This window comes from Hymenobacter sp. BRD128 (genome assembly GCF_013256625.1).
In the GTDB taxonomy this organism is placed as follows: domain Bacteria; phylum Bacteroidota; class Bacteroidia; order Cytophagales; family Hymenobacteraceae; genus Hymenobacter.
Genome location: NZ_CP053908.1, coordinates 3,282,566 through 3,307,559, shown reverse-complemented (window position 1 = coordinate 3,307,559; position 24,994 = coordinate 3,282,566). Strand labels below are relative to the sequence as shown.

General features: G+C 60.4%; 16 protein-coding genes. 15 read left to right on the top strand and 1 reads right to left on the bottom strand.

Going from position 1 to position 24,994, the window contains the following annotated elements:
- The first annotated feature begins 50 nt into the window (after positions 1 to 50).
- The 9 genes from GKZ68_RS14650 (at position 51) to GKZ68_RS14615 (ending at position 17,190) form a co-directional block, all read left to right on the top strand.
- Entirely contained in the window at positions 51 to 2,714 is a 2,664-nt protein-coding gene (locus GKZ68_RS14650) for a glycoside hydrolase family 2 TIM barrel-domain containing protein (RefSeq protein WP_173116065.1), read from the top strand.
- 46 nt (positions 2,715 to 2,760) lie between these two features.
- The gene (locus GKZ68_RS14645; protein ID WP_254244016.1) at positions 2,761 to 5,064 is read left to right on the top strand and encodes a GH92 family glycosyl hydrolase; all 2,304 of its coding nucleotides are present in this window, start codon (positions 2,761 to 2,763) and stop codon (positions 5,062 to 5,064) included.
- Between the two features lie 405 nt (positions 5,065 to 5,469).
- Positions 5,470 to 7,719, top strand: coding sequence for a SusC/RagA family TonB-linked outer membrane protein (locus tag GKZ68_RS14640; RefSeq protein ID WP_254244015.1), 2,250 nt, complete (start codon positions 5,470 to 5,472; stop codon positions 7,717 to 7,719).
- Positions 7,704 to 8,519, top strand: coding sequence for a hypothetical protein (locus tag GKZ68_RS22175; protein ID WP_254244014.1), 816 nt, complete (start codon positions 7,704 to 7,706; stop codon positions 8,517 to 8,519). Before GKZ68_RS14640 ends, GKZ68_RS22175 begins: the two co-directional genes overlap by 16 nt.
- 8 nt (positions 8,520 to 8,527) lie before the next feature.
- Positions 8,528 to 10,120: a SusD/RagB family nutrient-binding outer membrane lipoprotein gene (locus tag GKZ68_RS14635; RefSeq protein ID WP_173116063.1), complete on the top strand. Its 1,593-nt coding sequence runs from the start codon at positions 8,528 to 8,530 to the stop codon at positions 10,118 to 10,120.
- Between the two features lie 98 nt (positions 10,121 to 10,218).
- The gene (locus GKZ68_RS14630; protein ID WP_173116061.1) at positions 10,219 to 11,313 is read left to right on the top strand and encodes a carbohydrate-binding family 9-like protein; all 1,095 of its coding nucleotides are present in this window, start codon (positions 10,219 to 10,221) and stop codon (positions 11,311 to 11,313) included.
- Positions 11,310 to 12,404 carry a family 10 glycosylhydrolase gene (locus GKZ68_RS14625; RefSeq protein ID WP_173116059.1) on the top strand — a complete coding sequence of 365 codons (1,095 nt, stop codon included), beginning with the start codon at positions 11,310 to 11,312 and terminating at the stop codon, positions 12,402 to 12,404. The genes GKZ68_RS14630 and GKZ68_RS14625 overlap by 4 nt, the downstream gene beginning before the upstream one ends.
- A 185-nt stretch (positions 12,405 to 12,589) precedes the next feature.
- Positions 12,590 to 15,790 (top strand): VCBS repeat-containing protein, encoded by a 3,201-nt coding sequence (locus GKZ68_RS14620; RefSeq protein ID WP_254244013.1) that lies wholly within the window; start codon positions 12,590 to 12,592, stop codon positions 15,788 to 15,790.
- Positions 15,791 to 15,810: 20 nt separating this feature from the next.
- Positions 15,811 to 17,190 carry a vanadium-dependent haloperoxidase gene (locus tag GKZ68_RS14615; protein WP_173116055.1) on the top strand — a complete coding sequence of 460 codons (1,380 nt, stop codon included), beginning with the start codon at positions 15,811 to 15,813 and terminating at the stop codon, positions 17,188 to 17,190.
- A gap of 2 nt (positions 17,191 to 17,192) precedes the next feature.
- Here GKZ68_RS14615 and GKZ68_RS14610 read toward each other — a convergent pair whose 3' ends face one another.
- Positions 17,193 to 18,521, bottom strand: coding sequence for a gluconate:H+ symporter (locus GKZ68_RS14610; RefSeq protein WP_173116053.1), 1,329 nt, complete (start codon positions 18,519 to 18,521; stop codon positions 17,193 to 17,195).
- A 354-nt stretch (positions 18,522 to 18,875) separates the two neighbouring features.
- Here GKZ68_RS14610 and GKZ68_RS14605 point away from each other — a divergent pair, with 354 nt between their 5' ends.
- The 6 genes from GKZ68_RS14605 (at position 18,876) to GKZ68_RS14580 (ending at position 24,982) form a co-directional block, all read left to right on the top strand.
- Positions 18,876 to 19,760: a sugar phosphate isomerase/epimerase gene (locus tag GKZ68_RS14605; RefSeq protein ID WP_173116051.1), complete on the top strand. Its 885-nt coding sequence runs from the start codon at positions 18,876 to 18,878 to the stop codon at positions 19,758 to 19,760.
- Between the two features lie 105 nt (positions 19,761 to 19,865).
- Positions 19,866 to 21,545, top strand: a complete 1,680-nt coding sequence (locus tag GKZ68_RS14600; protein ID WP_173116049.1) for a GMC oxidoreductase — start codon at positions 19,866 to 19,868, stop codon at positions 21,543 to 21,545.
- A gap of 21 nt (positions 21,546 to 21,566) precedes the next feature.
- Entirely contained in the window at positions 21,567 to 22,178 is a 612-nt protein-coding gene (locus tag GKZ68_RS14595; RefSeq protein ID WP_254244012.1) for a gluconate 2-dehydrogenase subunit 3 family protein, read from the top strand.
- Positions 22,179 to 22,273: 95 nt separating this feature from the next.
- The gene (locus GKZ68_RS14590) at positions 22,274 to 23,425 is read left to right on the top strand and encodes a Gfo/Idh/MocA family protein (protein ID WP_217275259.1); all 1,152 of its coding nucleotides are present in this window, start codon (positions 22,274 to 22,276) and stop codon (positions 23,423 to 23,425) included.
- Positions 23,426 to 23,431: 6 nt separating this feature from the next.
- Positions 23,432 to 24,484 (top strand): sugar phosphate isomerase/epimerase, encoded by a 1,053-nt coding sequence (locus tag GKZ68_RS14585; protein ID WP_173116047.1) that lies wholly within the window; start codon positions 23,432 to 23,434, stop codon positions 24,482 to 24,484.
- Between the two features lie 15 nt (positions 24,485 to 24,499).
- A complete protein-coding gene (locus tag GKZ68_RS14580) occupies positions 24,500 to 24,982 on the top strand; it encodes a c-type cytochrome (RefSeq protein ID WP_217275258.1) in 483 nt (160 codons plus the stop codon).
- Positions 24,983 to 24,994: the final 12 nt, after the last annotated feature.

Below are 24,994 nucleotides of genomic sequence, written 5' to 3'. Positions count from 1 at the left end.
AGGCATTCGAGGCTCGTTCTGGCGGGCACCTCACTTGCATTACTTCAAGGATGACAAAATTTCGTTACCTGCTTTTACTTCTCGCGCTGGTCGGTGCTTTGCCGCTGGCCGCGCAGCAGCGCTACGAGTTGAACGCTGGCTGGCGGGCCTTGCCCATTGGCAAGGTACCGGCCAGTGGGGCGCAGCTCTCGCAGCCGGGCTACGCGCTCACGGGCTGGCTGCCGGCTGTGGTGCCGGGCACGGTGCTCACCACCCAACTGGCTAATAAGCAGGTGCCCGACCCGTTTTTTGGGATGAACAACGAGCGTATTCCGGACATCTACCGCACCGGGCGCGACTACTATACTTACTGGTTTGTCAAGGATTTTCAGGAGGCGCCCGCCGCCGGCAACGGGCAGGCGTGGCTGCACCTGCGGGGCGTGAACTACAGCTGCGAGGTGTACCTGAACGGGCAGAAGCTTAATAAGCAGACGCACCACGGCATGTTTCTGCGCCAGGCCTACAACATCACGCCCTACCTGGCCAAAAACGGGCGCAACCGCCTGGCCGTGGTGGTGTACCCGCCCGACCCCGTGGGCAACCCCAATGGCGGCCAGGGCGGCGACGGCACCATTGCCCGCAATGTGAGCACGCAGTACACGGCCGGCTGGGACTGGATTCGGCCCATCCGGGACCGTAATACGGGCATTTGGGACAAGGTGACGATTGAAAAAACGGGGGCCATCAACCTCAAAAACCCACACGTCATCACCCGCGTGCCCGGCGTGCGCCTGCCCGCCGGCCCCCAGGCCCCCGCTAGCCTCGACGTGACGGCCGAGCTGGAAAACCCAACCGCGCAGGCCGTGGCTGGCACCCTGCAATACGCCCTGGCGGGCCAGCTGATAAAGCAGACCGTGACGGTGCCCGCGCGCAGCACCAAGCTGGTGCGCCTGCCGGAGCTCACGCTGGCTAGCCCCCGGCTGTGGTGGCCCAACGGCTACGGCCCGCAACACCTCTATCCGCTCAAAATGCAGTTTCTCACGGCCGGCCGCACCGTGTCGGACGAGGAAAACCTGCAGGTGGGCGTGCGCCAAATCGGGCACGTCTGGAACGAGCATACCCAGAGCATGCAGGTGGTGCTCAACGGCCAGAAAATCTTCGTCAAGGGTGGCAACTGGATTATCTCCGACGCCATGCTGCGCTTTACGCCAGCGCGCTACGACGCCGAAATCCGGTTTCACCGCGACATGAACCTGAACCTCATTCGGATATGGGGCGGGGCGCTGGTCGAGCGGCCCGAGTTTTACGAAGCCTGCGATAAGTACGGTTTGCTCGTGATGCAGGACTTCTGGGTGAGCGGCGACGCCAACGGCCGCTGGGTAGACCCCCAGAAGCTGGAAGACCAGTGGACCCGCCGCCAGTATCCCAACGACCACCGGCTATTCATCAGCTCGGCGGCCGACCAGATAAAAATGGTGCGCAACTACGCCTCGCTCGGCATCTGGTGCGGCGGCAACGAAATCACCCCGCCCCGCGATATTCTCACGGCGCTGCAAGACTCCCTCTTGCCCCGGCTCGACGGCACCCGCTGGTTTATCCCGTTCTCCAACGCCGACAGCATGTCGTTTAACACCCAGGGTGGCAACGGCGACGGGCCGTATGGTATTCAGCCCATTAGCCAGTTCTGGGCGCACCGCACCTACCCATTCAACTCGGAAGTAGGCTCGGTAGGCGTGGGCGATGTGGAGTCGCTGGAGCGCTTTCTGCCCGCCGCCAACCTCGTGCCCCCGCGCTACCTGGGGGCTGGCAGCAAGCCCACTGAGCAGGTCGACTCGATGTGGACCTACCACACCTACATCGGCTACGAGCAGCACCTGCTGCCCTACGGCGCGCCCAGAACCCCCAAGGATTTCGGCCTGAAGGCGCAAGTGGTGAACTACGACCAGTACCGCGCCCTGATGGAAGGCTTCAGCTCGCACATGTGGGACTGGTACACGGGCAGCATCATCTGGAAAACGCAGAACCCCTGGACGGCGATGCGGGGGCAGATGTACGACTACTACCTCGACCCTAATGCCTGCCTCTACGGCCTGCGCGCGGGCAGCGAGCCGCTCCACGTTATGTATAACCCTGTAGATAGCATGGTAATGATTACCAACAACTTGTTTCAGGTAAAGCGTGACCTGATGCTGGTAGTAGACGCCTACGATATGGCTGGTAAAAAGACCAACATCACGCAGGTAATAGTGGAGGCCGGGCCGTCGATGTCGAAAAAGTTCTTATCCATCAGCTCCGTGGTGAAGCAGCTAGGCCAGCAGAAGGGCCTGTTCCTGTCGCTACAGCTGCTGGACCTGCGCAAGCAAATCGTCAGCAATAACTTCTACTGGCTGCCCGATGGCCGGGGCGAGTACTCGGGCCTGCAAGGCCTGGCCAAGGCGGCCGTGCGGGCCACTGCCCGCCAAACGGCACCCGGCAAAATCGCCGTCACGCTCGCCAACCCAGCCGGTGCGCCGGTGGCCTTTTTCAACCGCCTGGCCCTGGTAAACCCCGCCACGCAGAAGCGCATCCTGCCCGTTTTCTACACCGACAACTACGTGTCGGTGCTGCCCGGCGAGAGCAAAACCGTGGGGCTGGACTACACTCCCGCAGCCGGCGTGCCCGCCCCCGTGGTAGCAGTCGAAGGGTGGAATGTAGACAAGCTGCTGCTACCCGTAGCGGGCGCGACCACCAACTAATACCTTAGCCTTTTTCCCACCCTAGCAAAAAACATAACATAAGCTTATGACGCGCACTATTCCGTCCCGGGCCTGGCCGGCCGCTGTGATGGGGGCCGGCTTGCTAGCCCTGGCAGTCGCGGCCCGCCCGCCGCGAACTTCCGCCAGCCTGCCAGCCCCTGGCGCCGGGCTCACGCACTACGTGGACCCTTACATCGGCACCGGCTTTCACGGTCACGTATTTCTGGGGGCCAACGTACCGTTTGGGGCGGTGCAGCTCGGGCCGGTAAACCTATCGGAAGGCTGGGACTGGTGCTCGGGCTATCATTATTCCGACTCTACTATCGTGGGTTTTTCGCATACCCACCTCAGTGGCACCGGCATCGGCGACCTCGGCGATGTGGCCGTGATGCCCACCACCGGGGCGGTGCGCGTGCGCAAGGGCACCCTCAAAAACCCCGAGCAGGGCTTCGTATCGCTGTTTTCGCATAAGGAAGAAACTGCCCGCCCCGGCTACTACGCCGTGCGCCTCAAGCGCTACGACATCAAGGCCGAGCTCACGGCTAGCCCCCGGGTGGGCTTCCATCAGTACACCTTCCCCAAGTCCGACGCTGCGCACCTCGTCATCGACTTGCAGCAGGGCATTGGCTGGGACCTGGCCACCGATACTCGCATCGAAAAACTCAACGACAGTACCCTGGTGGGCTACCGCTTTTCCAAGGGCTGGGCGCCCAAGCAGCGGCTCTACTTCGCGGCCATTTTTTCGAAGCCCATCCGGCAGTTTGCCAGCGTGCAGGTGACCGACTCGCTGGGCAATACCGCTTCGGCGGCCACCGGCAACCGCCTCAAGGGAATAGTCACGTTTGCCACCCTGGCCGGCGAGAAAGTGAAGCTGAAAGTGGGCATCTCGCCCGTGAGCACGGCTAACGCGCAGGCCAACATCCGGGCTGAAATTCCCGGCTGGAACTTTGAGCAAGTAGCCGCCGCCGCCGATGCCGCCTGGAACCAGGAGCTGCAAAAAGTGCGCATTCAAGCCAGCGACGACCGCAAAAAGACGTTTTACACCGCGCTCTACCACACGATGGTGGCGCCATCCGTCTTCAACGACCACAACGGCGACTACTGGGGCACCGATGAGCAAGTGCACCGCGGCGCCAAGTTTACGAATCTCACCACGTTTTCGCTCTGGGATACCTACCGGGCGGCCCACCCGCTGTTCACGCTGTTGCAGCCGCAGCGCGTGAATGACATGATAAGCTCGATGCTAGCCATTTACCAGCAGCAGGGCAAGCTGCCGGTGTGGCACCTCATGGCCAACGAAACCAACTGCATGGTGGGCTACAGCGCCGTGCCGGTAGTAGCCGATGCCTACCTCAAAGGCTACAAGGGCTTTGATGCTAACCTAGCTTTCGAGGCGGTAAAAGCCACTGCTATGCGCGATGAGTCGGGCCTGAAAGACGTGAAAGCGCTCGGCTTCATTCCGGCCAATAGCGAGGTAGAGAGTGTGTCGAAAGGTCTGGAATATGCCGTGGACGACTGGTGCATTGCTCAGATGGCCAAGAAGATGGGCAAAGCGGCCGACTACGCCTACTTCAGCAAGCGGGCCAAAAACTACCAGAACTACTTCGACAAAAAAGCCGGCTTCATGCGCGGCCGGGTGTCGCAAACGGAGTGGCGCACACCATTCAACCCGTTTTCGTCGGTGCACATGAAAAGCGACTTTACGGAAGGCAACGCCTGGCAGTATACCTGGCTGGTGCCGCAAGACGTGGAAGGACTGATGGCGTTGCTCGGGGGCGAAAAGCGCTTTAGCCAGAAGTTGGACTCGCTGTTTGTGGTGAAGGGCAATATGGGTGCCGAGGCCTCGCCCGATATTTCGGGGCTCATCGGGATGTATGCGCACGGCAACGAGCCGGGTCACCACATCACCTACCTCTACAGCTACGCGGGCCAGCCCTGGAAAACGGCTGAGAAAGTTCGCTTCATCACCGAGAGCTTCTACACCACCAAGCCCGACGGCATCATCGGCAACGAAGACGTGGGGCAGATGTCGGCATGGCACGTGTTCTCGACCCTGGGCTTCTACCCGCTCAATCCGGCCAACGGCGCCTATGTGTTTGGCAGCCCGTCCGTAAGCCAGGCTATTGTTACCCTAGCCGGCGGCAAAACCCTGACGATAGAAGCCAGGAATAACAGCTTGACCAACAAGTACATTCAGCGTGTGATGCGCAATGGCCGGCCTTACTCCAAATCCTACATTACCCACCAAGACCTTGTGCAGGGCGGCCAGCTCGTGTTTGAAATGGGCCCCCGGCCCAGCCCCACCTGGGGCGTGGCCCTGGCCGACCGGCCCCGGTCGGTGCTGCCGTGAGCATCCTGGCCTGCCTCTGGTATTATTTTCGGCCAGTAACAGCAATTTACTTGCTTTATACTCAGCAGTCAACTATTTTTAGGCCAAGCAATTACCGCATTAGGTTTGGCTAAAAGCATGACTCTGGCTAGCAGCCAGAAGCAAATGCGATTTGCAAATTTAGTAAAAGGTTTTAGCATCACTGAATCAGTGAGTTAGCTTGTGTTTTTGGAGTTGACCGGCCGCCCGCCCGACCAACTGCCACGAGCCCTATTACCTGCTCAAGCCGCTGCTGGCAGCGCAAGGCCGACAAGGCTAGCCGAGGTTCATCATAACTGAGCAAGCAGACCGACCTCTTTCGCAAACCAACCCAATTTTTTTTGTCACCTTACCCAATGCACCATGAGACAATTCCTACAATTGCTTGTGCTCCTCCTGCTGCTTAGCCACGGCTACAGCTATGCCCAGGCGAGCAAAATCTCGGGCCGGATTACCAATGCCACTAACGAGCCGCTCATTGGGGTGAGCATCGTGGTGAGTGGCACCACCCAGGGTACCACCTCAGATGTGGATGGCAACTATACCCTCACCGCGCCCAGCGAGGCTACGCTGGTATTTTCGTATGTGGGCTACGTGAGCCAGACGGTGGCCGTGAAAGGCCGCTCGTCCATCAACATCATCATGGCTGCTGATAATAAGCAGCTTGGTGAGGTAGTGGTGACGGCGCTCGGCATCAAGAAAGACGAGCGGAAGATTGGCTATTCGGTAACCAAAGTAGACGGCGGTGCCCTGTCGGTGGCCCGCGAAACCAACGTGGCAACCTCCCTGCAGGGCCGGGTGGCCGGCCTGAACGTGGGCAGCACCAGCGGTGGCCCCGGCTCGGCGGCCCGCCTCAACATCCGCGGCGTAACGTCGTTTTCGGGCACGTCGCAGCCACTCATTGTTATCAACGGCGTGCCCATGGATAACACGGTGCGCGGCAGCTCGGGCGAGTGGGGCGGCGCCGACCTGGGCGATGGCATCAGCAACATCAACCCCGACGACATCGAAACGATGACGGTGCTGAAGGGCTCGACGGCTTCGGCCCTCTACGGGGCACGGGCGGCCAACGGCGTTATTCAGATAACGACCAAATCGGGCCTGCGTAATAAAACTACCATCGAGTACAACACCAACTACCAGTTTGACCACGCGGTAGATAACCGTAACTTCCAGACCCAGTACGGGCAGGGCAGCCAGGGGCTGCGGCCGACTGACCAGGCCTCGGCTATCATTTCGGGCAACACGGCTTGGGGCCCGCGCCTGGACGGCGCTCCGACCGTGGGCATCGACGGGCAAACCCATCCGTACTCGCTGGCGGGTGACAACTTCCACCAGTTTTACCGCCTGGGTACTTCCTGGACGAACACCGTGTCGGTTTCGGGCGGCGGCGAGAAAGGTACTTACCGCCTCTCGCTCTCCAACCTCGACAACAAGTCTATCCTGCGCAACAGCGGGCTAGCGCGCCGCACGGCCACTTTCACCACGGCCTACGACCTGACCAAAAAGCTGAGCTTCAACTTGTCGCTTAACTACATTGACCAAGAAGATAAGAACCGACCCCAGCTGAGCGACGCCCCGCTGAATGCCAACAACATCCTGTTCTTGTCGCCCAACATCGACCAGTCGCTGCTGCAGCCCGGCTACGACGTCAACAAAAACGGCCTGGAAACCGCTTGGAACGTGGATAGCTACACCACCAACCCCTGGTTCGTGGTCAACCAGTACATCAATAACTTGTCGCGCAAGCGCCTGATTGGCGTGGTATCAGGCCGGTACGCGTTTACCGATTACCTGTCCCTGATGGCGCGCACGGGCTACGACTACTCCAGCGACCGGCGCTTTAACGTCACGCCCTACGGCACGCTGTACTCGTCGGCCGGCGAAGGTGGCCTCGACAACCTCACCCTGGGCACCCGCATGGAGATGAACAGCGATGCCTTGCTGTCGTTCAATAAGCAGTTTAATCAAGATTTCACCGTCAGCGCCAGTTTAGGGGGCAACTACCGCTACAACCGCTTCGAGAGCAGCCGCCTGTATGGCGGGCAGTTCATCGTGCCCTACCTATACACGCCTACCAACCTGCGCAACCGCAACCTGGAGTATCAATTCACGGAGCTGATAACGCCTTCGGTTTACTACACTGCCGATTTCAGCTACAAGTTCTTGACCTTGAGCACAACGGGTCGTTACGACCGCTTCTCGACGCTGCCCGATGGCAACCGCAGCATCTTTACACCTTCGGTGTCGGGTAGCTTCGTCTTCTCCGACCTGCTGGACTCGCCGGCCCTGAGCTACGGCAAGCTGCGCGCCTCGTATGCCAAAACCAGCGGCGAGCCGGCTAACCCCTACCAGACCAATTTTTACTACAACATTGGTAACCCCCTCAACGGCACGCCGCGCGCCAATTTTAGCTCCACGCTGCCCAATGCCAACCTGCGGCCCTTTAGCCTGCGCGAGTTTGAGGTAGGCACTGAGCTGAAGTTCTTCGGCGGGCGCGTTGGGGTAGATGTGGCGTACTTCGACCGCCAGACCAGCGGCGAGATTGTAAGTGCTGGCCTCTCGGTTGCTTCGGGCTTCGAGAGCCGCTCGGTAAACCTAGGCTCGACCCGCAACCGGGGGTGGAAGCCTTGCTGACCGTGGTGCCGCTGAAGCGCGGCTCCTTTACCTGGACGTCGTCGTTCAACTTCACCAAGCTGAAAAACGAGGTGCTGGATATCGACCAGACGGCAAACCCCTCGCCGCTGCAAACCGGTACTTACCGTCCGCTGAACGCCAATATCTCTATCGTGAAAGGCTTGCCCATCGCGCAGATTATGGCCTATGACTACAAGCGGGACGCTAGCGGCAACATCGTAGTGGGCGCCAACGGGGTGCCCCTGCGCGGCAACCTTACGCCCATGGGCTCGGGCATTGCCAACCTTTACGGCGGCTGGAACAACGATTTCAACTTCAAAGGCGTGAACCTCTCGTTCCTGATTGACTTCCGGTTCAACAATAAAATTCTATCGGCTACCGAGTACTACTCCTACACCCGTGGCCTGAACCAGGCTACCCTGAACGGCCGTGAAAATGGCATCGTAGCCACTGGCGTTACGGAAACCGGCGCCGCTAATGCAGTTTCGGTGCCGGCCTACATCTATTACCCGCAGCTGGCGGCCAACGTGTCGGCCCTGTCGGTACTCGACGGCAGCTTCATCAAGTTCCGGCAGGTGGTGCTAGGTTATACCTTCAACCAGAGCGTGTTGTCGCACACACCCTTCCAGGATATTACGTTGTCGCTGGTGGGCCGCAACCTGTTCACCATCCTGAAGCACACCGACAACATTGACCCTGAGAATACCATCTCGCCGCTGGTGGCCTATGCCGGCGTAGAAGGCGGCTCGCTGCCCTTCGCCCGCACGTATGGCGTGACCCTCAACGTAAAATTTAAGTAAGCAACGCTATGAAAAAGCTAATTCCGTTTATTGCGCTGGCGGCCTTGCTGGGAGGTTCTTCCTGCTCGGAGAAATACCTCGACCAGATAAATACCAATCCTAACGCCGCCTCGGCTAATAACCTCGACCCCAACTACCTGCTCACCGACGGCGAGCTGACTTTTGCCAACACCGGCTACGGGCAGCTGCTGTATGAGGCGCCCGCCATTCAGGGCCTAGCCAGCACGTTCAACTACTACGGCAACGGCGATAAATACGTGAACGCCGGCGGCTTTACGGGCTACCAGGCGCTCATCTTCAGCCAGGGGTATACGGCCCTCAGCCGCCTGCAGCAGGCTATTAGCGTGGCCAATGCGCAGAGCGCAACCCGCTATGCCAACGTCATCGCCATCAGCAATATTATGAAGGTGATGATATTCCAGCGCATCACCGACACCTACGGCGACGTGCCCTATTCGCAGGCGGTGCAGGCAGCCTCGGGCATCGTGACGCCGCAGTACGACAAGCAGCAGGATATTTACCCCGCCCTGCTGACTCAGCTCGATGCGGCCATCACCAGCCTAAACAGTACCGGGGCTAAGGCGACCGGCGACCTGCTCTACGGTGGCGACGTGACGCAGTGGAAGAAGCTAGGCTACTCGCTGATGGTGCGCGTGGCTATGCGCATGACCAAGGTGAACCCCGCGCTGGCCAAAACCTACACTGAGAAAGCTGCCGCCGCCGGCACCATGACGGGTACCTCGGACAACGCCATCGTGAAAACCGACATCAGCTACGGTGATACGCAAAATGCCACGACTAACGCACTGCTGACGACCGACGATTTCCGGGAGGTGAAGTGGAGCAAAACTATCATCGACTACCTGCGCAACACCAGCGACCCGCGCCTGGGCGCCATCGCCGAGATACCGCAGCCCGGCGCCGGCAACAACGCCAACCAGGCGCTACCCGGCGACAACACGCCCAGCCTGCAGCGCGGCCTGCCCAATGGCTATGACCTGACGGGTGGTGCCAATGACATTCGCAAGCGCGCCGATTACCCCGGCCCCACGGGCAGTGGCTCGGACCAGGCCCCGCTGGGTAACTACTCGCGTCCTCGCCTGCAAGTGTACATTCAGCGCAATGCACCCATTTACCTGCTGACCTACGCCGAAACGGAGTTGCTGCTGGCCGAGGCCGCCAGCCGCGGCTGGAGCGTGGGTGCCGATGCCGCTACGCACTACGCCAATGGCTTGCGCAGCGCGCTGGAATCGCTGGGCCAGTTCAGCACCAACGCCGCCATCCCCACGGCTACCATTACGGCCTTCGTGGCGGCCAACCCCCTGGGCGCGGCCAACCCGCTGCAACAGATAAACGAGCAGTACTGGCTGGAAACCTGCACCACGTTCAACTTTATTGAGGCCTGGACTAACTGGCGCCGCTCGGGCTACCCCGTGCTGACGCCGGTGAACTACCCCGGCAACGTGACCAATGGTACCATTCCGCGCCGCATGATTTATCCGGCTACTGAGATTGGTAACAATCCCGCCGGGTATGCGTCGGGCGTGGCTAGCCTGAACGGTGGCGACCTGCTCACCTCGCGCGTGTGGTGGGATAAGTAACTGCCGCGTACTCTTTGGTAGGTGAGGCTTTATTCCGGGCGAGCCTGGGGTAAAGCCTCACTTTTTATAACGACTTGCCACCCGGCACCTTGTGCAACATGAAACTGCCGCTTACCCTTTTTATGAGTCTGGGGCTGGGCGCCGCCCTTCCTCTGCGTGCGCAAACAATGCCGTTTCAGGGCCTGGAAAATCTGTTTACGCCGCCGCTGGGCTACGTAGTGCAGCACACCAGCCAGCGGCTGACAATGGACGGCCACTTACAGGAGAGCGACTGGCAAAGAGCCCCCTGGACCACTGATTTTGTGGATATCGAAGGCGCTAAGAAGCCACTGCCTGCCTTTCAGACGCGGGTGAAAATGCTCTGGAACGACTCGACGCTGTTCATTGCCGCCACTTTGCAGGAGCCGCAACTCTGGGCCTATCAAACGCACCACGACGATATTATCTACAAAGACAATGATTTTGAAGTGTTTATCGACCCCGACAACAACGCACACCAATACTTCGAGGTTGAGGTGAATGCCCTGAACAAGATTTTCGACCTCTACCTGCCCAAGCCCTACCGCGACAAGGGCGACGCGCTCATCAGCTGGGACGTGCCCGGCCTGCGCTCGGGCGTGGCCCTGGCGGGTACCCTTAACCAGCCCCGGGACCAGGACCAGAGCTGGACCGTAGAAATGGCCGTTCCGTTGAAGGCCGTGCGCATGGGCTTTCCGTGGCAGCCGCCCACCGAGGGCACGCTGTGGCGCATCAATTTCTCGCGGGTGGAGTGGGACACGCGCGCGGCGGGAGGTAAGAATGTAAAAGTGCAGGATGCTGCTGGCAAGGACCTGCCCGAGCACAACTGGGTGTGGTCGCCGCAGGGCGTTATCAACATGCACTACCCCGAGCGCTGGGGCTACCTGCAGTTTACGCGCCGGGCCGGTACCGCCTGGCAGCTGCCCGCGGCCGAGCTGCGCAAGCAGTATTTGTGGCTGGTCTATTACCGCCAGCAGCAGTTTCGGGAGCGTACCGGCCACTACGCCGCTAGCCTGGCCGAGTTGAAGCTTGCGCCCCAGGCGGTGGTCGATAAGCAAGTAAGCCAGCTGGCGCTGGCAGCCACGCCCTACCAGTTTACGGCCACCCTTACGGCGGACGGTTACGCTGCCATTCGCATCAACGACGAAGGATTAATTGAAACCCTGAAACCATGACCAATCGCCGCAAATTCGTTCAAAACAGCCTGCTCCTGGGGCTGGCCGCACCGTTGCTGCCGGCCGCCGCCCAGGCTGCGCTCCCCGCCGCCAGCGCACCCAAAGCCGGCTGGAAGCACTGGGTGTGGACCAATCCCGACCAAAAAGACACCGAGGCGCAGCTCGCCGAGCGCTACCGCAAATACTACGAAGCCGGCGTGCGCGGCATCTTTTTCGAGGCCGACAGCGAGCGGCACTTTCGCGCCGCCAAGGCCCAGAAGCTAGAAGCCCACCGCTGGATTTGGACCATGAACCGGGGCGAAAAGACGCTGCTGGCCGCCCACCCCGAGTGGTACGCCGTGAGCCGCAAGGGCGAGTCGTGCGCCACCCACCCGCCCTACGTCGACTACTACCGCTGGCTGTGCCCCTCGCGCGAGGAGGTGAAGCAGTACCTGGAGCAGGACTACGCTGCCGCGCTCAAGAAAGACTACATCGACGGCATTCACCTCGACTACGTGCGGTTCTGCGACGTTATTCTGCCCGTCAACTTGTGGGCCAAGTACGGCATTGTGCAAACCAGCGAGCTGCCCGAATACGACTTTTGCTACTGCCCGGTGTGCAAGGCCGCCTACACGGCCGAATACGGCGAGGATATCGATAAAGTGCAATACCCCGAGGCTAGCCCCTCGTGGCGGGCCTTCCGCTACCAGCGCGTGAACGAGGTGGTGCGCCGCCTCACGGCCGTGGCCAGGCAGTACCGCAAGCCCATCACGGCGGCCGTGTTTCCGACCCCCGACATTGCCCACCGCAACGTGAAGCAGGATTGGGTGAACTGGAACGTAAGCGGCGTGTGCCCCATGATTTACCACGGCTTCTACAAGGAAAACGTGACCTGGATTGGGCAGGCTGTGAAGGAGGGCGTGCAGGCCCTGAACGGCAAATTTCCGCTCTACGCCGGCCTGTTTCCACCCGATTTTAAAAACGATGCGGAACTGGCGCAAGGCATCGAAAATGCTCTGCGCAACGGCGCGGCGGGCGTGTCGCTGTTCGGCGAAGTATCGGAGGCCGCGCTGGCCGCGCTGAAAACGGCCTCGGCCAAGGCGCGGGCCTAGCGCGGCCGCCCCGGCTGCTTGCGAATGTCCGCGTTTTAGAGTAGATTTCTAGTCTAACGTGGATTCCCTATAAGTCGAGTTTTACTTCCCTGTATGTGTTGCTTCAGAGCTGGTTATCAGCGCATCCTCACGCTGCTTTTGCTGGCCGCCGCCGTGGGGCCCAAGCCCAGCAGCCGCTATTCAGTTTGCTGAGCGCTCAGGAAACGGGCATCACCTTCACGAATACCATTAGCGAGAGCGAAGCGCTTAATATTCTGTCGTATGAGTACTTCTACAACGGCGGCGGCGTGGCGGTCGGCGATATCAATAGCGACGGCCTGCCCGACCTGTTTTTTACCGGCAATATGCGGCCCAACAAGCTGTACCTCAACCTGGGCAACTGCAAGTTTAAGGATATCACCGACCAGGCCAGCCCGGCGCTGGCGGGGCGTAAAGATGGCTGGAAAACCGGCGTGACGATGGCCGACGTGAACGGCGACGGCCGGCTCGACATCTACGTCTGCTACTCGGGAAAAAAAGCCGAAGACGTGCGTCGCAACCAGCTGTTTATCAACCAAGGGGATACTAAGTTTCAGGAGCAGGCTAGCCAGTATGGCCTCGACGACCCCGGCTACAGCACGCAGGCCGCCTTTTTCGACTACGACAATGACGGCGACCTCGACATGTTTTTGCTCAATCACAATGTTAAAAAGATTGACAACATGGAGTTTGCGCAGCACAAGGGCGAGGTAGACGCGCTGGCCGGCAACAAGCTGTTTCAGAACGAGGGCGGCCATTTTGTGGATGTGTCGCGGGTGGCCGGCATCGTGCAAAACCCCCTCACGTTTGGGTTGGGTATTGCCGTGGCCGACATCAACAAGGACGGCTGGCAGGACGTCTACGTCACCAACGACTACAACGAGCCCGACTACCTGTACCTCAACAACCACGACGGCACGTTTACCGACCACTCAAAGCAGATGCTGCGGCACCATTCGCAGTTTTCGATGGGCGTCGATATCGCGGATTTTAACAACGATACGCAGCCCGATATTTTCACCCTCGACATGCTGCCGGCCGACAACCACCGCCAGAAGTCGCTGCAATTACAGGAAAACTACGAGTTGTTTGAGTTGCAGCAGCAGCAGGGCCTCTACCCGCAGTACATGCGCAACATGCTGCACCTCAACAATGGCGACGGCACCTTCAGCGAAATCGGGCAGCTAGCCGGCGTGGCCAAAACCGACTGGAGCTGGTGCCCGCTGATTGCTGATTTCGACAACGACGGCTACAAGGACATCTACATCAGCAACGGCTACCTGCGCGACTACACCAACAAAGATTTTCTGCGCTACTGGGGCGACTATAAAATCAAAAAAGCGATGGCCCGCGAGCCCTTCCTGCTGATGGATTTGGTGACGGCCATGCCCGCTACGGCGGTGCCCGACTACATTTTTCGCAACGAGCACAACCTCACGTTTTCCAACAAGCAGCAGGAGTGGGGGCTGAACCAAACTAATATGTCGAACGGCGCCGTGTACGCCGACCTCGACAACGACGGCGACCTGGATTTGGTCGTGAACACCATCAACCAGCCGGCTAGCCTCTACCGCAACCACAGTGCCGATGTGAACCACACTGCCTACCTGGCATTGCATCTGCAAGGCCCCGGCCAAAACACCCAGGCCGTGGGTGCCAAGGTGTACGTGTACACGCCCGGCCTGGCCCAGTACCAGGAGCTGAACCCTAGTCGCGGCTACCTCTCGTGCGTGTCCACGACCCTGAACTTTGGGCTCGGCGCCAGCCAGCGGGCCGATTCGGTGCGCATTATCTGGCCCAACCTGACGACGCAGCTGCTCACCAACGTGAAGGCCAACCAGCTGCTCCAGCTCACCGGCCAGCCTAAGGCCAGGCCTTATGCGCTGGCCGCCCCGGCCCCTAAAAAAGTATTTAAGTCCGCCGCGCCACTGTTCAATTTCAAGCCCGAAGAAGTGACGCTGAACGACTTCAAACGCCAGCTACTCATGCTGTTTATGTATTCGAAGACCGCGCCGGTGATGGCAAAGGCCGACGTGAACAAGGACGGCCGCGACGACCTGTTCGTGAGCGGTGGCCAGGATGAAGCGGCCCGGCTCTACCTGCAGCAGCCGGGTGGCAAATTTACCGAGGTGCCCCTGGCGCGCAGCCCCAGCCGCCCGGCCGGTACGGTGGCCGCCGCCACGTTTTTCGACGCCACCGGCGATGGCTACCCCGACCTTTACCTGGCCAAGGGCGGCTACGCGCTCTACGAGGCCGGGCAGGAGGACTTGCAGGATGAGCTTTACATCAACGATGGCCACGGCAACCTGGCCCTGGCCCCGGCCGGGCTACCCGTGCTCACGGGCGGCAGCAAAAGCTGCGTGCGCATCGCCGATGTGGATAAAGATGGCGACCTCGATATTTTCGTGGGGGGGCGCGTCATTCCCGGCCGCTACCCGCTAGCCCCGCCCAGCTACCTGCTGCTCAATAATGGCCACGGTACCTTCACGGCCGCCGAGGTGCCGTTTGCCCACGCTGGCATGGTAACCGATGCGCAGTGGGTAGACCTGAACAAAGATGGCCGGCCGGACCTGGTGCTGTGCGGGGAAATGATGCCCCTGACCGTGTGGGCCAATACTCCACAAGGATTTAAGGACCAAACTGCTGACTACTTCGGTACGCCCCAGCCGGGCCTGTGGTTTAGCCTGCACGTGGCCGATGTGAACGCCGACGGCCAGCCCGACCTGGTGGCCGGCAACCTGGGCCTGAACAGCCCCCTGCGGGCTAGCGCCCAGGAGCCGGCCACGCTTTACTACGCCGATTTTGATGGTAATGGCTCCATCGACCCGTTCTTCAACTTCTACGTGGACGGCAAGAGCTATCCCTACGTGAGCCGCGACGAGCTCAATGACCTGATTTATCCCATGCGCCGCCGCTTCACCTCCTACAAAGCCTACGCCGACGCGACGATGGCGGATATCTTTCCTGCCGATGAGCTGGGCAGGGCCAGTAAGCTGGAAGCTACCGAGCTGCGCACCATGCTATATCTCAACAATAAAGGCAAATTCATCGCCGCTGAGCTGCCGGTAGAGGCGCAGTTTTCGGTGGTGACCCAGGTTATGAGCGGCGACTACAACCACGACGGCCACCCCGACCTGCTGCTCCTGGGCAACCACAGCGATAACCGCTTGAAAATGGGCAGTATCGATGCTGGCTACGGCTGCCTGCTGCAGGGCGACGGCCGGGGCGGCTTCCGCTACGTGCCGCAGCCGGCGGCCGGCATTTGCGTAGTCGGCGACGTGAAATCGGCAAGCGAAATTATGGTCAACCACCAGGCCTATCTGGTGGTGGGGGTTAGCAATGGTCCCGTGCAGTTTTACCAGGAATAAAGCCTTTAGCCGCCCTCGCGATGAACCCCCGTCCCGTTCTGCTAGCCCTGGCGCTGCCCCTGCTGCTCTGCGGCGGCGCCGCTGCCCAAACCCCGCGCCCCCACGAGCCGCTGAATCCTGGTAAGATGCTCGACCTCATCAATATGACGATGGTGCACGATGTTATTAGCCCACCGGCGGCGGCGCGCTACTATGCCTACAGTATGCTGGGGGCCTACAGCATCGTGGCGGCGCACAGCAAGAGCCTGCCGCCACCGCAGCGCTTGGCCAAAAGCTTCACGACCGACCTGCGGCTCGACACCGTGCGGGCGGCCTACGACTACCAGGTAGCGGCCTGCTACAGCATGCTCGAAACGGCCCGCCTGCTGTTGCCTTCGGGCGAGACGCTGGCCGAGGACGAAGCCAGCTTTTTGCAGGAGCTAGCACGGCAGGGCACGCCGCCGGCCGTGCTTAGCCAATCGGTGAGGGTGGGGAAACTGGCGGCGGCGGCCATAATAAACTTTTCCAAGGCGGATAATTATGGCAAGCTGAGCGCACTCAAGCGCTACTCGCCGGTGCGGGCCGAGGGCAATTGGTATCCCACGCCGCCTGCCTACCTCGAAGCCGTGGAGCCCAACTGGCAAACCATTCGCCCGCTGGTTATCGACTCGGCCAGTGCATTTCGGCCGGCGCTACCCTGCGCTTTCAGCAAAGACACGGCCTCGGCCTTTTACCACCAGGCGCGGGCGGTGTACCGGGTGGGCAAGCAGCTAACCGAAGAGCAGGTGCAGATAGCGCAGTTCTGGGACTGCAACCCGTTTGCCGTCAACACGGCGGGGCACATGGCTATCGGCTTCAAGAAAATCAGCCCCGGCGGGCACTGGATGAACATTGCTGCCCTGGTAGCCAGGCAGCAAAAAGTAGGATTCGCCAAAACCGTCTACGTGCTCTGCGCCGAGGGTATTACCCTGATGGATGCCTTCATCAGCACCTGGGATATGAAGTACGCTACCAACCGCATTCGCCCCGAAACCTACATCAACAAGTACCTGGACGTGAAATGGCAGCCCTTCTTGCAAACCCCGCCTTTTCCGGAGTACACCAGTGGCCACGCGGTGGTATCGAATGCCTCGGCCGAGGTGCTTACGTACTTGCTAGGCGATAAAATAGCTTACGTCGACGACACCGAAATTCCGTTTGGCAGCGGCCAGCGCTCGTTCACGTCGTTTCGCCAGGCGGCGCAGGAGGCATCCGTGTCGCGCTTCTACGGCGGTATTCATTATACAGACAGCATCGAAAGCGGCAATGAGCAGGGCCGGAAAATAGGCCGCTACATCGTGGGTAAGATATTGGTGCCCAGCGGGCCGGCCAAGGTTGGTAAAAGCCAGGCCGTGCTCAACCAGCAGGGTGCTGCTCATTAAAATCAGTAGCCCAGTAGCGGCAGCAGCCAGTTGAGCACCAGCACGCCGGCTAGCCCCACCACGGCCACGATTGTTTCCATCGCCGTCCAAGAGCGCAGCGTGTCTTTGATAGAGAGGTTGAAATATTCCTTAAACAGCCAGAAACCCGCGTCGTTGACGTGCGATAGTGCCAGGCTGCCCGCCCCAATGGCCAGCACCAGCAGGCTGGGATTGACGTGCGATTGACTGAGTGTAGGCAGCATAACGCCCGCTGCCGTGAGCCCGGCAATAGTAGCCGAGCCCAGGCACACCCGGATAAAAGCAGCCAGCAGCCAGCCGAGCACCAGCGGCGGCAAGCCGGTGCCGCGCAGGCTGGCCGCAATTTCCTGGCTAGCTCCACTGGCTACGAGCACCTGCTTCAGAATGCCCGCGCCGCCGATAATGAGTAGGATAGCCGCCACGTCTTTTACCGCCACCCCATAGCCATCCATCACCTGGCTCATGCGCTGGCCGCGGGCGAGGCCCAGGCTATACGTAGCCGCTGCCACCGACAGCAGCAGGGCCACCGCCGGCTCGGCCAGCAACGTCAGCAACGGGGCTAGCGTGCTGGTAGCGGGCAGCAGTGCTTTCAGCAGCAACGCGCCCCCTAGCAACAGCACCGGCAACAGCGATGACAGAAAGCTGTTCAGGCGGCCGGGTAGGGCGCTTTCGGGTAAGGGCGGGGCCACAAACCCGGCCAGCGGCTCGGCCACCAGCCCGCGCAGCGTGCGGGCGTAAAGCGGCCCAGCCAAAATAATAGCTGGAATAGCCAGCACCAGCCCATACACAAACGTGCGGCCCAGGCTGGCATGGAACTGCGCCACCAGGGCCGTCGGGGCCGGGTGCGGGGGCAAAAAACCGTGCAGCACCGAAAGCGCCGCCAGCATGGGTAGCCCTACGTACACGGTAGGCAGCCGGTACTTGGCCGCGGCCGAAAATATCAGCGGGACCACCAGCACGAAGCCCACATTATAGAAGAGCGGGATGCCGATGAGCAGGCCGGCCAGCATCAGCGTCCAGAGCAAATACCGGGGCCCAAAGGCTTCGACCAGGGCGCTGGTAATCTGCTGGGCTGCGCCGCTGTCGGCCACCAGCTTGCCGAGCATGGCACCCAGCACAATGATGATGGTGACAGAACCCAGCGTGTCGCCCAGGCCCTGGTAAATGGCCGCAACCAGCAGCGGCGGCGACACGCCCAGGGCCAGCCCAGCCCCCAGCGACACTAGCAGAAACGCCAGGAATGCATTAACCCTAGCCCAGCTAATGAAACCAACGAGCGCCAGCACCGCCAGCAGAATGATGAGAGAGGCCATAATGGGCGCGGAGATGTGAAGTTTATGGATTGTTTTTTAAGAGTGAGGAAACTAGTTCGGCTGCGACTAGCCAGGGTGCATAAAAAGCCCCGGAAGTGTGTTGTAGGCGTACTGCGGGTTCGGAAAGCGCATTGTTCAGGTAATGAGATGGGTGGGGGTAGTCAGTCATTTCAAAAAAAACAGCCAATAAATTAGCAGTTGCTAACTCCCCGGCTAGCGTGTTCTTTATTACCTTGCCCACGCTAAGTGTAGCAGCTGGTATGGATAAGAATAAGCAGCTGATTGACGAAGCTAGTACGTGGCTCACCCCGGTAGCCGACTTTCTCATCCTCTTTTACCCACCCCCTCGCGCTTATGACTTCCCGCCGCGCATTTGTTAAATCCGCCACGCTGCTCTCCGCTGGAGCGCTTATCAGTCCCAGCCTGCTAGCGGCGGCGCCAAAGTACATCGGCCTGCAGCTCTATACCGTGCGCGACGCCATGCAGCAAGACCCCACCGGCACCCTGGCCAAAGTGGCAAAGCTGGGCTACAATTCGGTAGAGGGCGCTACTTATACCGGCAGCGAGAAGTTTTACGGCATGGAGCCCGCGGCCTTTGCCCAGGTGCTGAAGCAGAATGGCTTGATTATGCCGAGCAGCCACTACGTGCTGGGGGAAGCCATGAATAACGGCCAGCCTACCCAGGGTACCATCCTGCATGGCTGGGACAAAGCCGTCGACGACGCCGCGCAGATAGGCGTGAAGTATATGGTGTGCGCTTACCTCTTCGATAGCGAGCGGGGCAACCTTGACCATTATAAGCAGATTGCCGAGCACCTGAATAAGGCGGGTGAGCGCTGCAAGAAGGCGGGTATTCAGCTCTGCTACCACAACCACGACTTTGAGTTTGCCGCCCAGGATGGCAAGCTACCCTACGACACCCTGCTCGGCATGACCGACAAAAACCTGGTGAAGATGGAGCTGGACCTCTACTGGGCTACCAAGGCTGGCCAAGACCCGGTGGCGCTGTTTAAGAAGCACCCCGGCCGCTTCCCGCTCTGGCACGTGAAAGACATGGCCAAGACGGCCGAGCGCAACTTCACCGAGGTGGGTAACGGCAGCATCGATTTCAAGCGCATTTTTGCCCAGGCCAAGCTGGCGGGCATGCAGTACTTCTTCGTGGAGCAGGATAAAACGCCTGGCTCGCCTTTCGACAGCATTCAGCAGAGCATTACTTACATCAAACACACTTTGGTGTAATCTTCCGGATGAATGCCTAGCGGCCACTGGCTACAGTGCAATGGTCTTCGCGGTCATTTGTCGCTAGGTATCAGTCAATAGAATTTCTATCCCCACCCAATTTTTATGGAAAAGAACACCTATGACGCCATCGTCATCGGCTCTGGTATCTCGGGCGGCATGGCTGCTAAGGAGCTGACCGAGAAAGGCCTGAAAACTATCATGCTGGAGCGTGGTCGCAATGTAGAGCACATCAAGGACTACGTGAACGCCAACAAAGCACCCTGGGAGCTGCCCCACCGCGGCGGCAAAACCCAGCAGATGATAGCCGACCACCCGGTGCTGAAGCGCGACTACACGCTGAACGAGAGCAACCTCAATTTCTGGGTAAATGAGAAAGAAAGCCCCTATGTAGAAGTGAAGCCTTTCGACTGGTTTCGCGGCTACCAGGTGGGTGGCCGCTCGCTGATGTGGGGCCGCCAGAGCTACCGCTGGAGCGACTACGACTTCGAGGCCAATGCCAAGGACGGCATTGCCGTGGATTGGCCCATCCGCTACGCCGACCTGGCGCCCTGGTACAGCCACGCCGAGAAGTTTGCCGGCATCAGCGGCAACCGCGATGGCCTGCCCCAGCTACCCGACGGCGACTTCATGCCCCCGATGGAAATGAACATCGTGGAGAAAGACGTAGCTGCCCGCATCAAGAAGCACTATAAGGACCGCCACATGGTAATTGGCCGCACGGCCAACATCACCCGCCCGCACCTCAACGGCCGCGTGAACTGCCAGTACCGCAACAAGTGCTGGCTAGGGTGCCCATTCGGCGCCTACTTCAGTACCCAATCGGCCACGCTGCCAGCGGCCATGGCTACGGGTAAGCTCACGCTGCGGCCATTCTCCATCGTCACCAAAATCCTTTATGACAAGGATACCAAGCGGGCGAAGGGGGTGGAGGTGCTGGATGCGGAAACCAACCAAACCTACGAGTACTACGCCAAGATTATCTTCCTCAACGCCTCGGCCCTGAACTCGGCCTGGGTGCTGATGAATTCGGCCACCGACGTGTGGCCCGATGGCCTGGGTAGCAGCAGCGGCGAGCTGGGGCACAACGTGATGGACCACCACTTCCGGGCCGGCGCGCACGGCGAAATGCCGGGCTACGAGGATAAGTACGTGTACGGGCGCCGGGCCAACGGTATTTACATCCCGCGCTACCGCAACCTGTTTGGCGATAAGCGCGATTACATCCGGGGCTTTGGCTACCAGGGCAGCGCCGGCCGCGAGGGCTGGAGCCGCGAAATTCCGGAAATGAGCATCGGCGGCGAGTTTAAGGATGCGCTGAGCGAGCCGGGCGGCTGGACGATGGGTATCACGGGCTTCGGCGAAACGCTGCCCTACCACGACAATAAGATTACCCTCGACAAAACCAAGAAAGACAAATGGGGCCTGCCGGTGCTGGCAATGGACGCCGTTATCCGCGATAACGAGCAGAAAATGCGCGTCGATATGATGGCCGACGCCCAGGAAATGCTCGAAAAAGCCGGCCTGAAAAACGTGAAGACCTACAACAACGGCTACGCGATGGGCGGCGGCATCCACGAAATGGGCACCGCCCGCATGGGCCGCGACCCCAAAACGTCGGTCCTCAACAAGTACAACCAGGTGTGGGACGCGCCGAATGTGTACGTGACCGATGGCGCGGCCATGACTTCGGCCGCCTGCCAGAACCCGTCGCTCACCTACCTGGCCATGACGGCCCGCGCCGTAGACCACGCCGTGAGTGAGTTGAAGAAGCAAAACGTCTAACCCCTTTCACTTTTAGTAGCCATGATGAACCGAAGAGATGCCCTGGCGCGGGTGGCCCTGCTGATGGGCGGCGCCGTGATTGGGGGCGATTACTTTTTGACCGGATGCAGCCCCGCTGGCTCCGATAAAAAGGAAACCCAGACAAAAACGACGGCCAACGCCAAACCCAAGGATATTCTAAACCCGGAGCAGACGGCCTACCTCACCGAAGTGGCCGATGCCATCCTGCCCGCTACCAAAACGCCGGGCGCCAAGGCGGCCAACGTGGGTGCCTTCATGAACGTGATGGTGCGCGACTGCTACACGCCCGCCGACCAGCAGATTTTCACTAAGGGCCTGACCGAATTGGAGGCGGCTAGCCAGAAAATGAATGGCAAAGGCTTCTTGGCCAGCACGCCGGCCCAGCGCACGGCCCTGCTCACGGCTCTCGACGCCGAGCAGAAGAATTACAGTAAGACCAAGACGCCCGAGCAGCCCAATCACTATTTCCGCATGGTAAAGGAGCTGACGCTGCTCGGCTTTTTTACTTCGGAGGTGGGTGCTACGCAGGTGCTGCGCTACCTGCCGGTGCCGGGCAAGTACGATGGCAATTATCCTTACAAAAAGGGCGACCGCGCCTGGGCTACTTCTTGAGTGCATCTCACCCCCTAGCTCCCTCTTTTTTGAAGTGGGGCTAGGGGGTGAAATTAATCGGCTGACAGCCTTTTATTAATACTTTGCAAAAGTTGATGAAATTACGATTGGGCATGATTGGCGGCGGGCAGGGGGCCTTCATCGGCGCCGTGCACCGCTTGGCCGCCGCCCTCGACGGCCAGTATGAGCTGGTGGCCGGCGCCTTTAGCAGCAACCCCGATACCTCGCGGGCTAGCGGCCAGCTGCTGGGTCTCGACCCGGCGCGCGTATATGGCTCGTACCAGGAATTGATTGAGGGCGAAAAAGCCCGCCCGGCCGCCGAGCGCGTGCAGGTTATCAGCATCGTAACGCCCAACCACCTGCACTTTGCCCCGGCCAAGCTGGCGCTAGAAAATGGCTTCGACGTGGTGCTGGACAAGCCCATGACCTTCTCGTTGGCCGAGGCCAAGGAGCTAGCGGCCGTGGTGCAAGCCACCGGCCGTCACCTGTGCCTCACGCACACCTACACCGGCTACCCGATGGTGAAGCAGGCCCGCCAATTGGTGGCTGAGGGCACACTGGGCCGCATCCGCAAGGTGTACGTGGAGTACCCGCAGGGCTGGCTCAGCAAGTTTGAGGAAGGCGGTGAGAACAAGCAAGCCGCTTGGCGCACCGACCCCACCAAGAGCGGCGTGGCGGGCGCGATGGGTGACATCGGCACCCACGCCTTTAACCTGCTCGAATACGTGAGCGGGCTGCAAGTCGAAAAGCTCTGCGCCGATATTAATACGGTGGTCGAAGGCCGCCGCCTCGACGACGATGGTGCGGTGCTGCTGCGCCTCAGCGGTGGGGCTAGCGGCGTGCTGGTGGCTACCCAAGTAGCGGCGGGCGAAGAAAATAACGTCCGCATCCGGGTGTATGGCGAGAAGGGCGGCGTGGACTGGATGCAGGCCGATGCCAACACCCTGCTGGTGAAGTGGCTCGACAAGCCCACCGAAAGCTGGCGCACGGGCGGTCCCGGCACTGGCTCCTACGCCGCGCACAATACCCGCACGCCCGCTGGCCACCCCGAGGGCTACCTCGAAGCCTTCGCTAACCTCTACCGCAACTTCGCCCTGACCTTGCAGGCCGGGCTAGCCGGCCAGCCGGCCACGCCCGAAGCTCAGGACTACCCCAGCATCGAGGAAGGCGTGCGCGGCATGGCCTTCATTGAAAACGTCATCGCCTCGGGCCGCTCCGACCAGAAGTGGACCGATTTTACCGTGTAGCCGCCCATGAAAACCATCAAAGGACCCGCCGTTTTTCTGGCGCAGTTTATTGGCAACGAGGCCCCGTTCGACAGCCTCGACGGCATGTGCGCCTGGGCTAGCGGGCTGGGCTTCAAGGGTATTCAGCTGCCTACTACCGATAGCCGCTTTATTGACTTGAAGCTAGCGGCCGAAAGCCAGACCTACGCCGACGAGCTGGTGGGTAAGGTGCGGGCTGCCGGCCTCGAAATCACCGAGCTCTCGACCCACTTGCAGGGCCAGCTGGTGGCCGTGCATCCGGCCTACGACCAGCTATTCGACGGCTTTGCGCCCGAGGCGCTGCGCGGCAACCCGGTGGCCCGCCAGCAGTGGGCCGTGCAGCAGCTTACCTACGCGGCCAAGGCGTCGCGGCGGCTGGGACTGTCGGCGCACGTCACGTTCAGCGGCGCGCTACTCTGGCCCTACGTGTACCCCTGGCCCCAGCGCCCGGCCGGGCTGGTGGAGGAAGGCTTTGCCGAGCTGGGCCGCCGCTGGCTGCCAATTCTGGATGAGTTTGAGAACGAAGGCATTGACCTCTGCTACGAGTTGCACGCGGGCGAAGACCTGCACGATGGCATCAGCTACGAGCGCTTTCTGACGGAGGTCAACGACCATCCGCGTGCCTGCCTGCTCTACGACCCCTCACACTATGTGCTGCAATGCCTTGATTATTTAGAGCATATCGATATCTACCACGAGCGTATCAAGATGTTCCACGTCAAGGATGCCGAGTTCAACTCCAGCGGGCGGCAGGGTGTGTACGGCGGCTACCAGTCGTGGCTCGAACGGGCCGGTCGGTTCCGCTCGCTGGGCGACGGGCAGGTCGATTTCAAGGCCGTCTTCAGCAAGATGGCGCAGTACGATTTCCCCGGCTGGGCGGTGCTGGAGTGGGAGTGCGCCCTCAAGCACCCCGAGGACGGTGCCCGCGAAGGTGCGCAGTTCATCAAAGACCACATTATCCGCGTCACTGACCGCACCTTCGACGACTTCGCCGCTTCAGGCATTGATAAAACGCTCAATAAAACGTTACTAGGACTCTAATTTCCCCTTTTCCCGATGAAAAAGGTATTTCTTCTCCTCAGTGCCGGTGTGCTGCTCGCAGCCTGCAACAGCGGCTACCAGCAGGACGGCCCCGACCAGGTAAACGCCGCCAAGGCCAACGACAAAACGCCTGACCCGCTAAAGCAGGACAGCGCTGCCGGTACCAACGTGGCGGCCGTCAATAACCAGATGCAGGTCGATACTAACAGCACCAAAATCGGCACCGCGCCCACCGGCACGCCCGAGGCCAAGGGTGCTAAACTAATGGCCGCGGCCGACTGTGCCAGCTGCCACCGCGAGCGCGACAAGCTGCTGGGCCCCGCCTACACCGCTGTGGCTCAAAAGTATCCCGCCACGCCCACCAACATTACCATGCTAGCCAATAAGGTAATTAAGGGTGGCTCGGGCCACTGGGGCGATATTGCTATGACGCCGCATCCTGCTTTATCAGAAGGCGACTCACAGGAAATCATTCGCTACATTCTCAGCCTGAAATAAGCCGGTTGACCT

Excerpts from the sequence above, each read along its gene's own strand:
- GKZ68_RS14650 (WP_173116065.1), top strand. The coding sequence starts at position 51 with ATGACAAAATTTCGTTACCTGCTTTTACTTCTCGCGCTGGTCGGTGCT.
- GKZ68_RS14645 (WP_254244016.1), top strand. The coding sequence starts at position 2,761 with ATGACGCGCACTATTCCGTCCCGGGCCTGGCCGGCCGCTGTGATGGGG.
- GKZ68_RS14635 (WP_173116063.1), top strand. The coding sequence starts at position 8,528 with ATGAAAAAGCTAATTCCGTTTATTGCGCTGGCGGCCTTGCTGGGAGGT.
- GKZ68_RS14630 (WP_173116061.1), top strand. The coding sequence starts at position 10,219 with ATGAAACTGCCGCTTACCCTTTTTATGAGTCTGGGGCTGGGCGCCGCC.
- GKZ68_RS14625 (WP_173116059.1), top strand. The coding sequence starts at position 11,310 with ATGACCAATCGCCGCAAATTCGTTCAAAACAGCCTGCTCCTGGGGCTG.
- GKZ68_RS14615 (WP_173116055.1), top strand. The coding sequence starts at position 15,811 with ATGAACCCCCGTCCCGTTCTGCTAGCCCTGGCGCTGCCCCTGCTGCTC.
- GKZ68_RS14610 (WP_173116053.1), bottom strand. The coding sequence starts at position 18,521 with ATGGCCTCTCTCATCATTCTGCTGGCGGTGCTGGCGCTCGTTGGTTTC.
- GKZ68_RS14605 (WP_173116051.1), top strand. The coding sequence starts at position 18,876 with ATGACTTCCCGCCGCGCATTTGTTAAATCCGCCACGCTGCTCTCCGCT.
- GKZ68_RS14600 (WP_173116049.1), top strand. The coding sequence starts at position 19,866 with ATGGAAAAGAACACCTATGACGCCATCGTCATCGGCTCTGGTATCTCG.
- GKZ68_RS14595 (WP_254244012.1), top strand. The coding sequence starts at position 21,567 with ATGATGAACCGAAGAGATGCCCTGGCGCGGGTGGCCCTGCTGATGGGC.
- GKZ68_RS14590 (WP_217275259.1), top strand. The coding sequence starts at position 22,274 with ATGAAATTACGATTGGGCATGATTGGCGGCGGGCAGGGGGCCTTCATC.
- GKZ68_RS14585 (WP_173116047.1), top strand. The coding sequence starts at position 23,432 with ATGAAAACCATCAAAGGACCCGCCGTTTTTCTGGCGCAGTTTATTGGC.
- GKZ68_RS14580 (WP_217275258.1), top strand. The coding sequence starts at position 24,500 with ATGAAAAAGGTATTTCTTCTCCTCAGTGCCGGTGTGCTGCTCGCAGCC.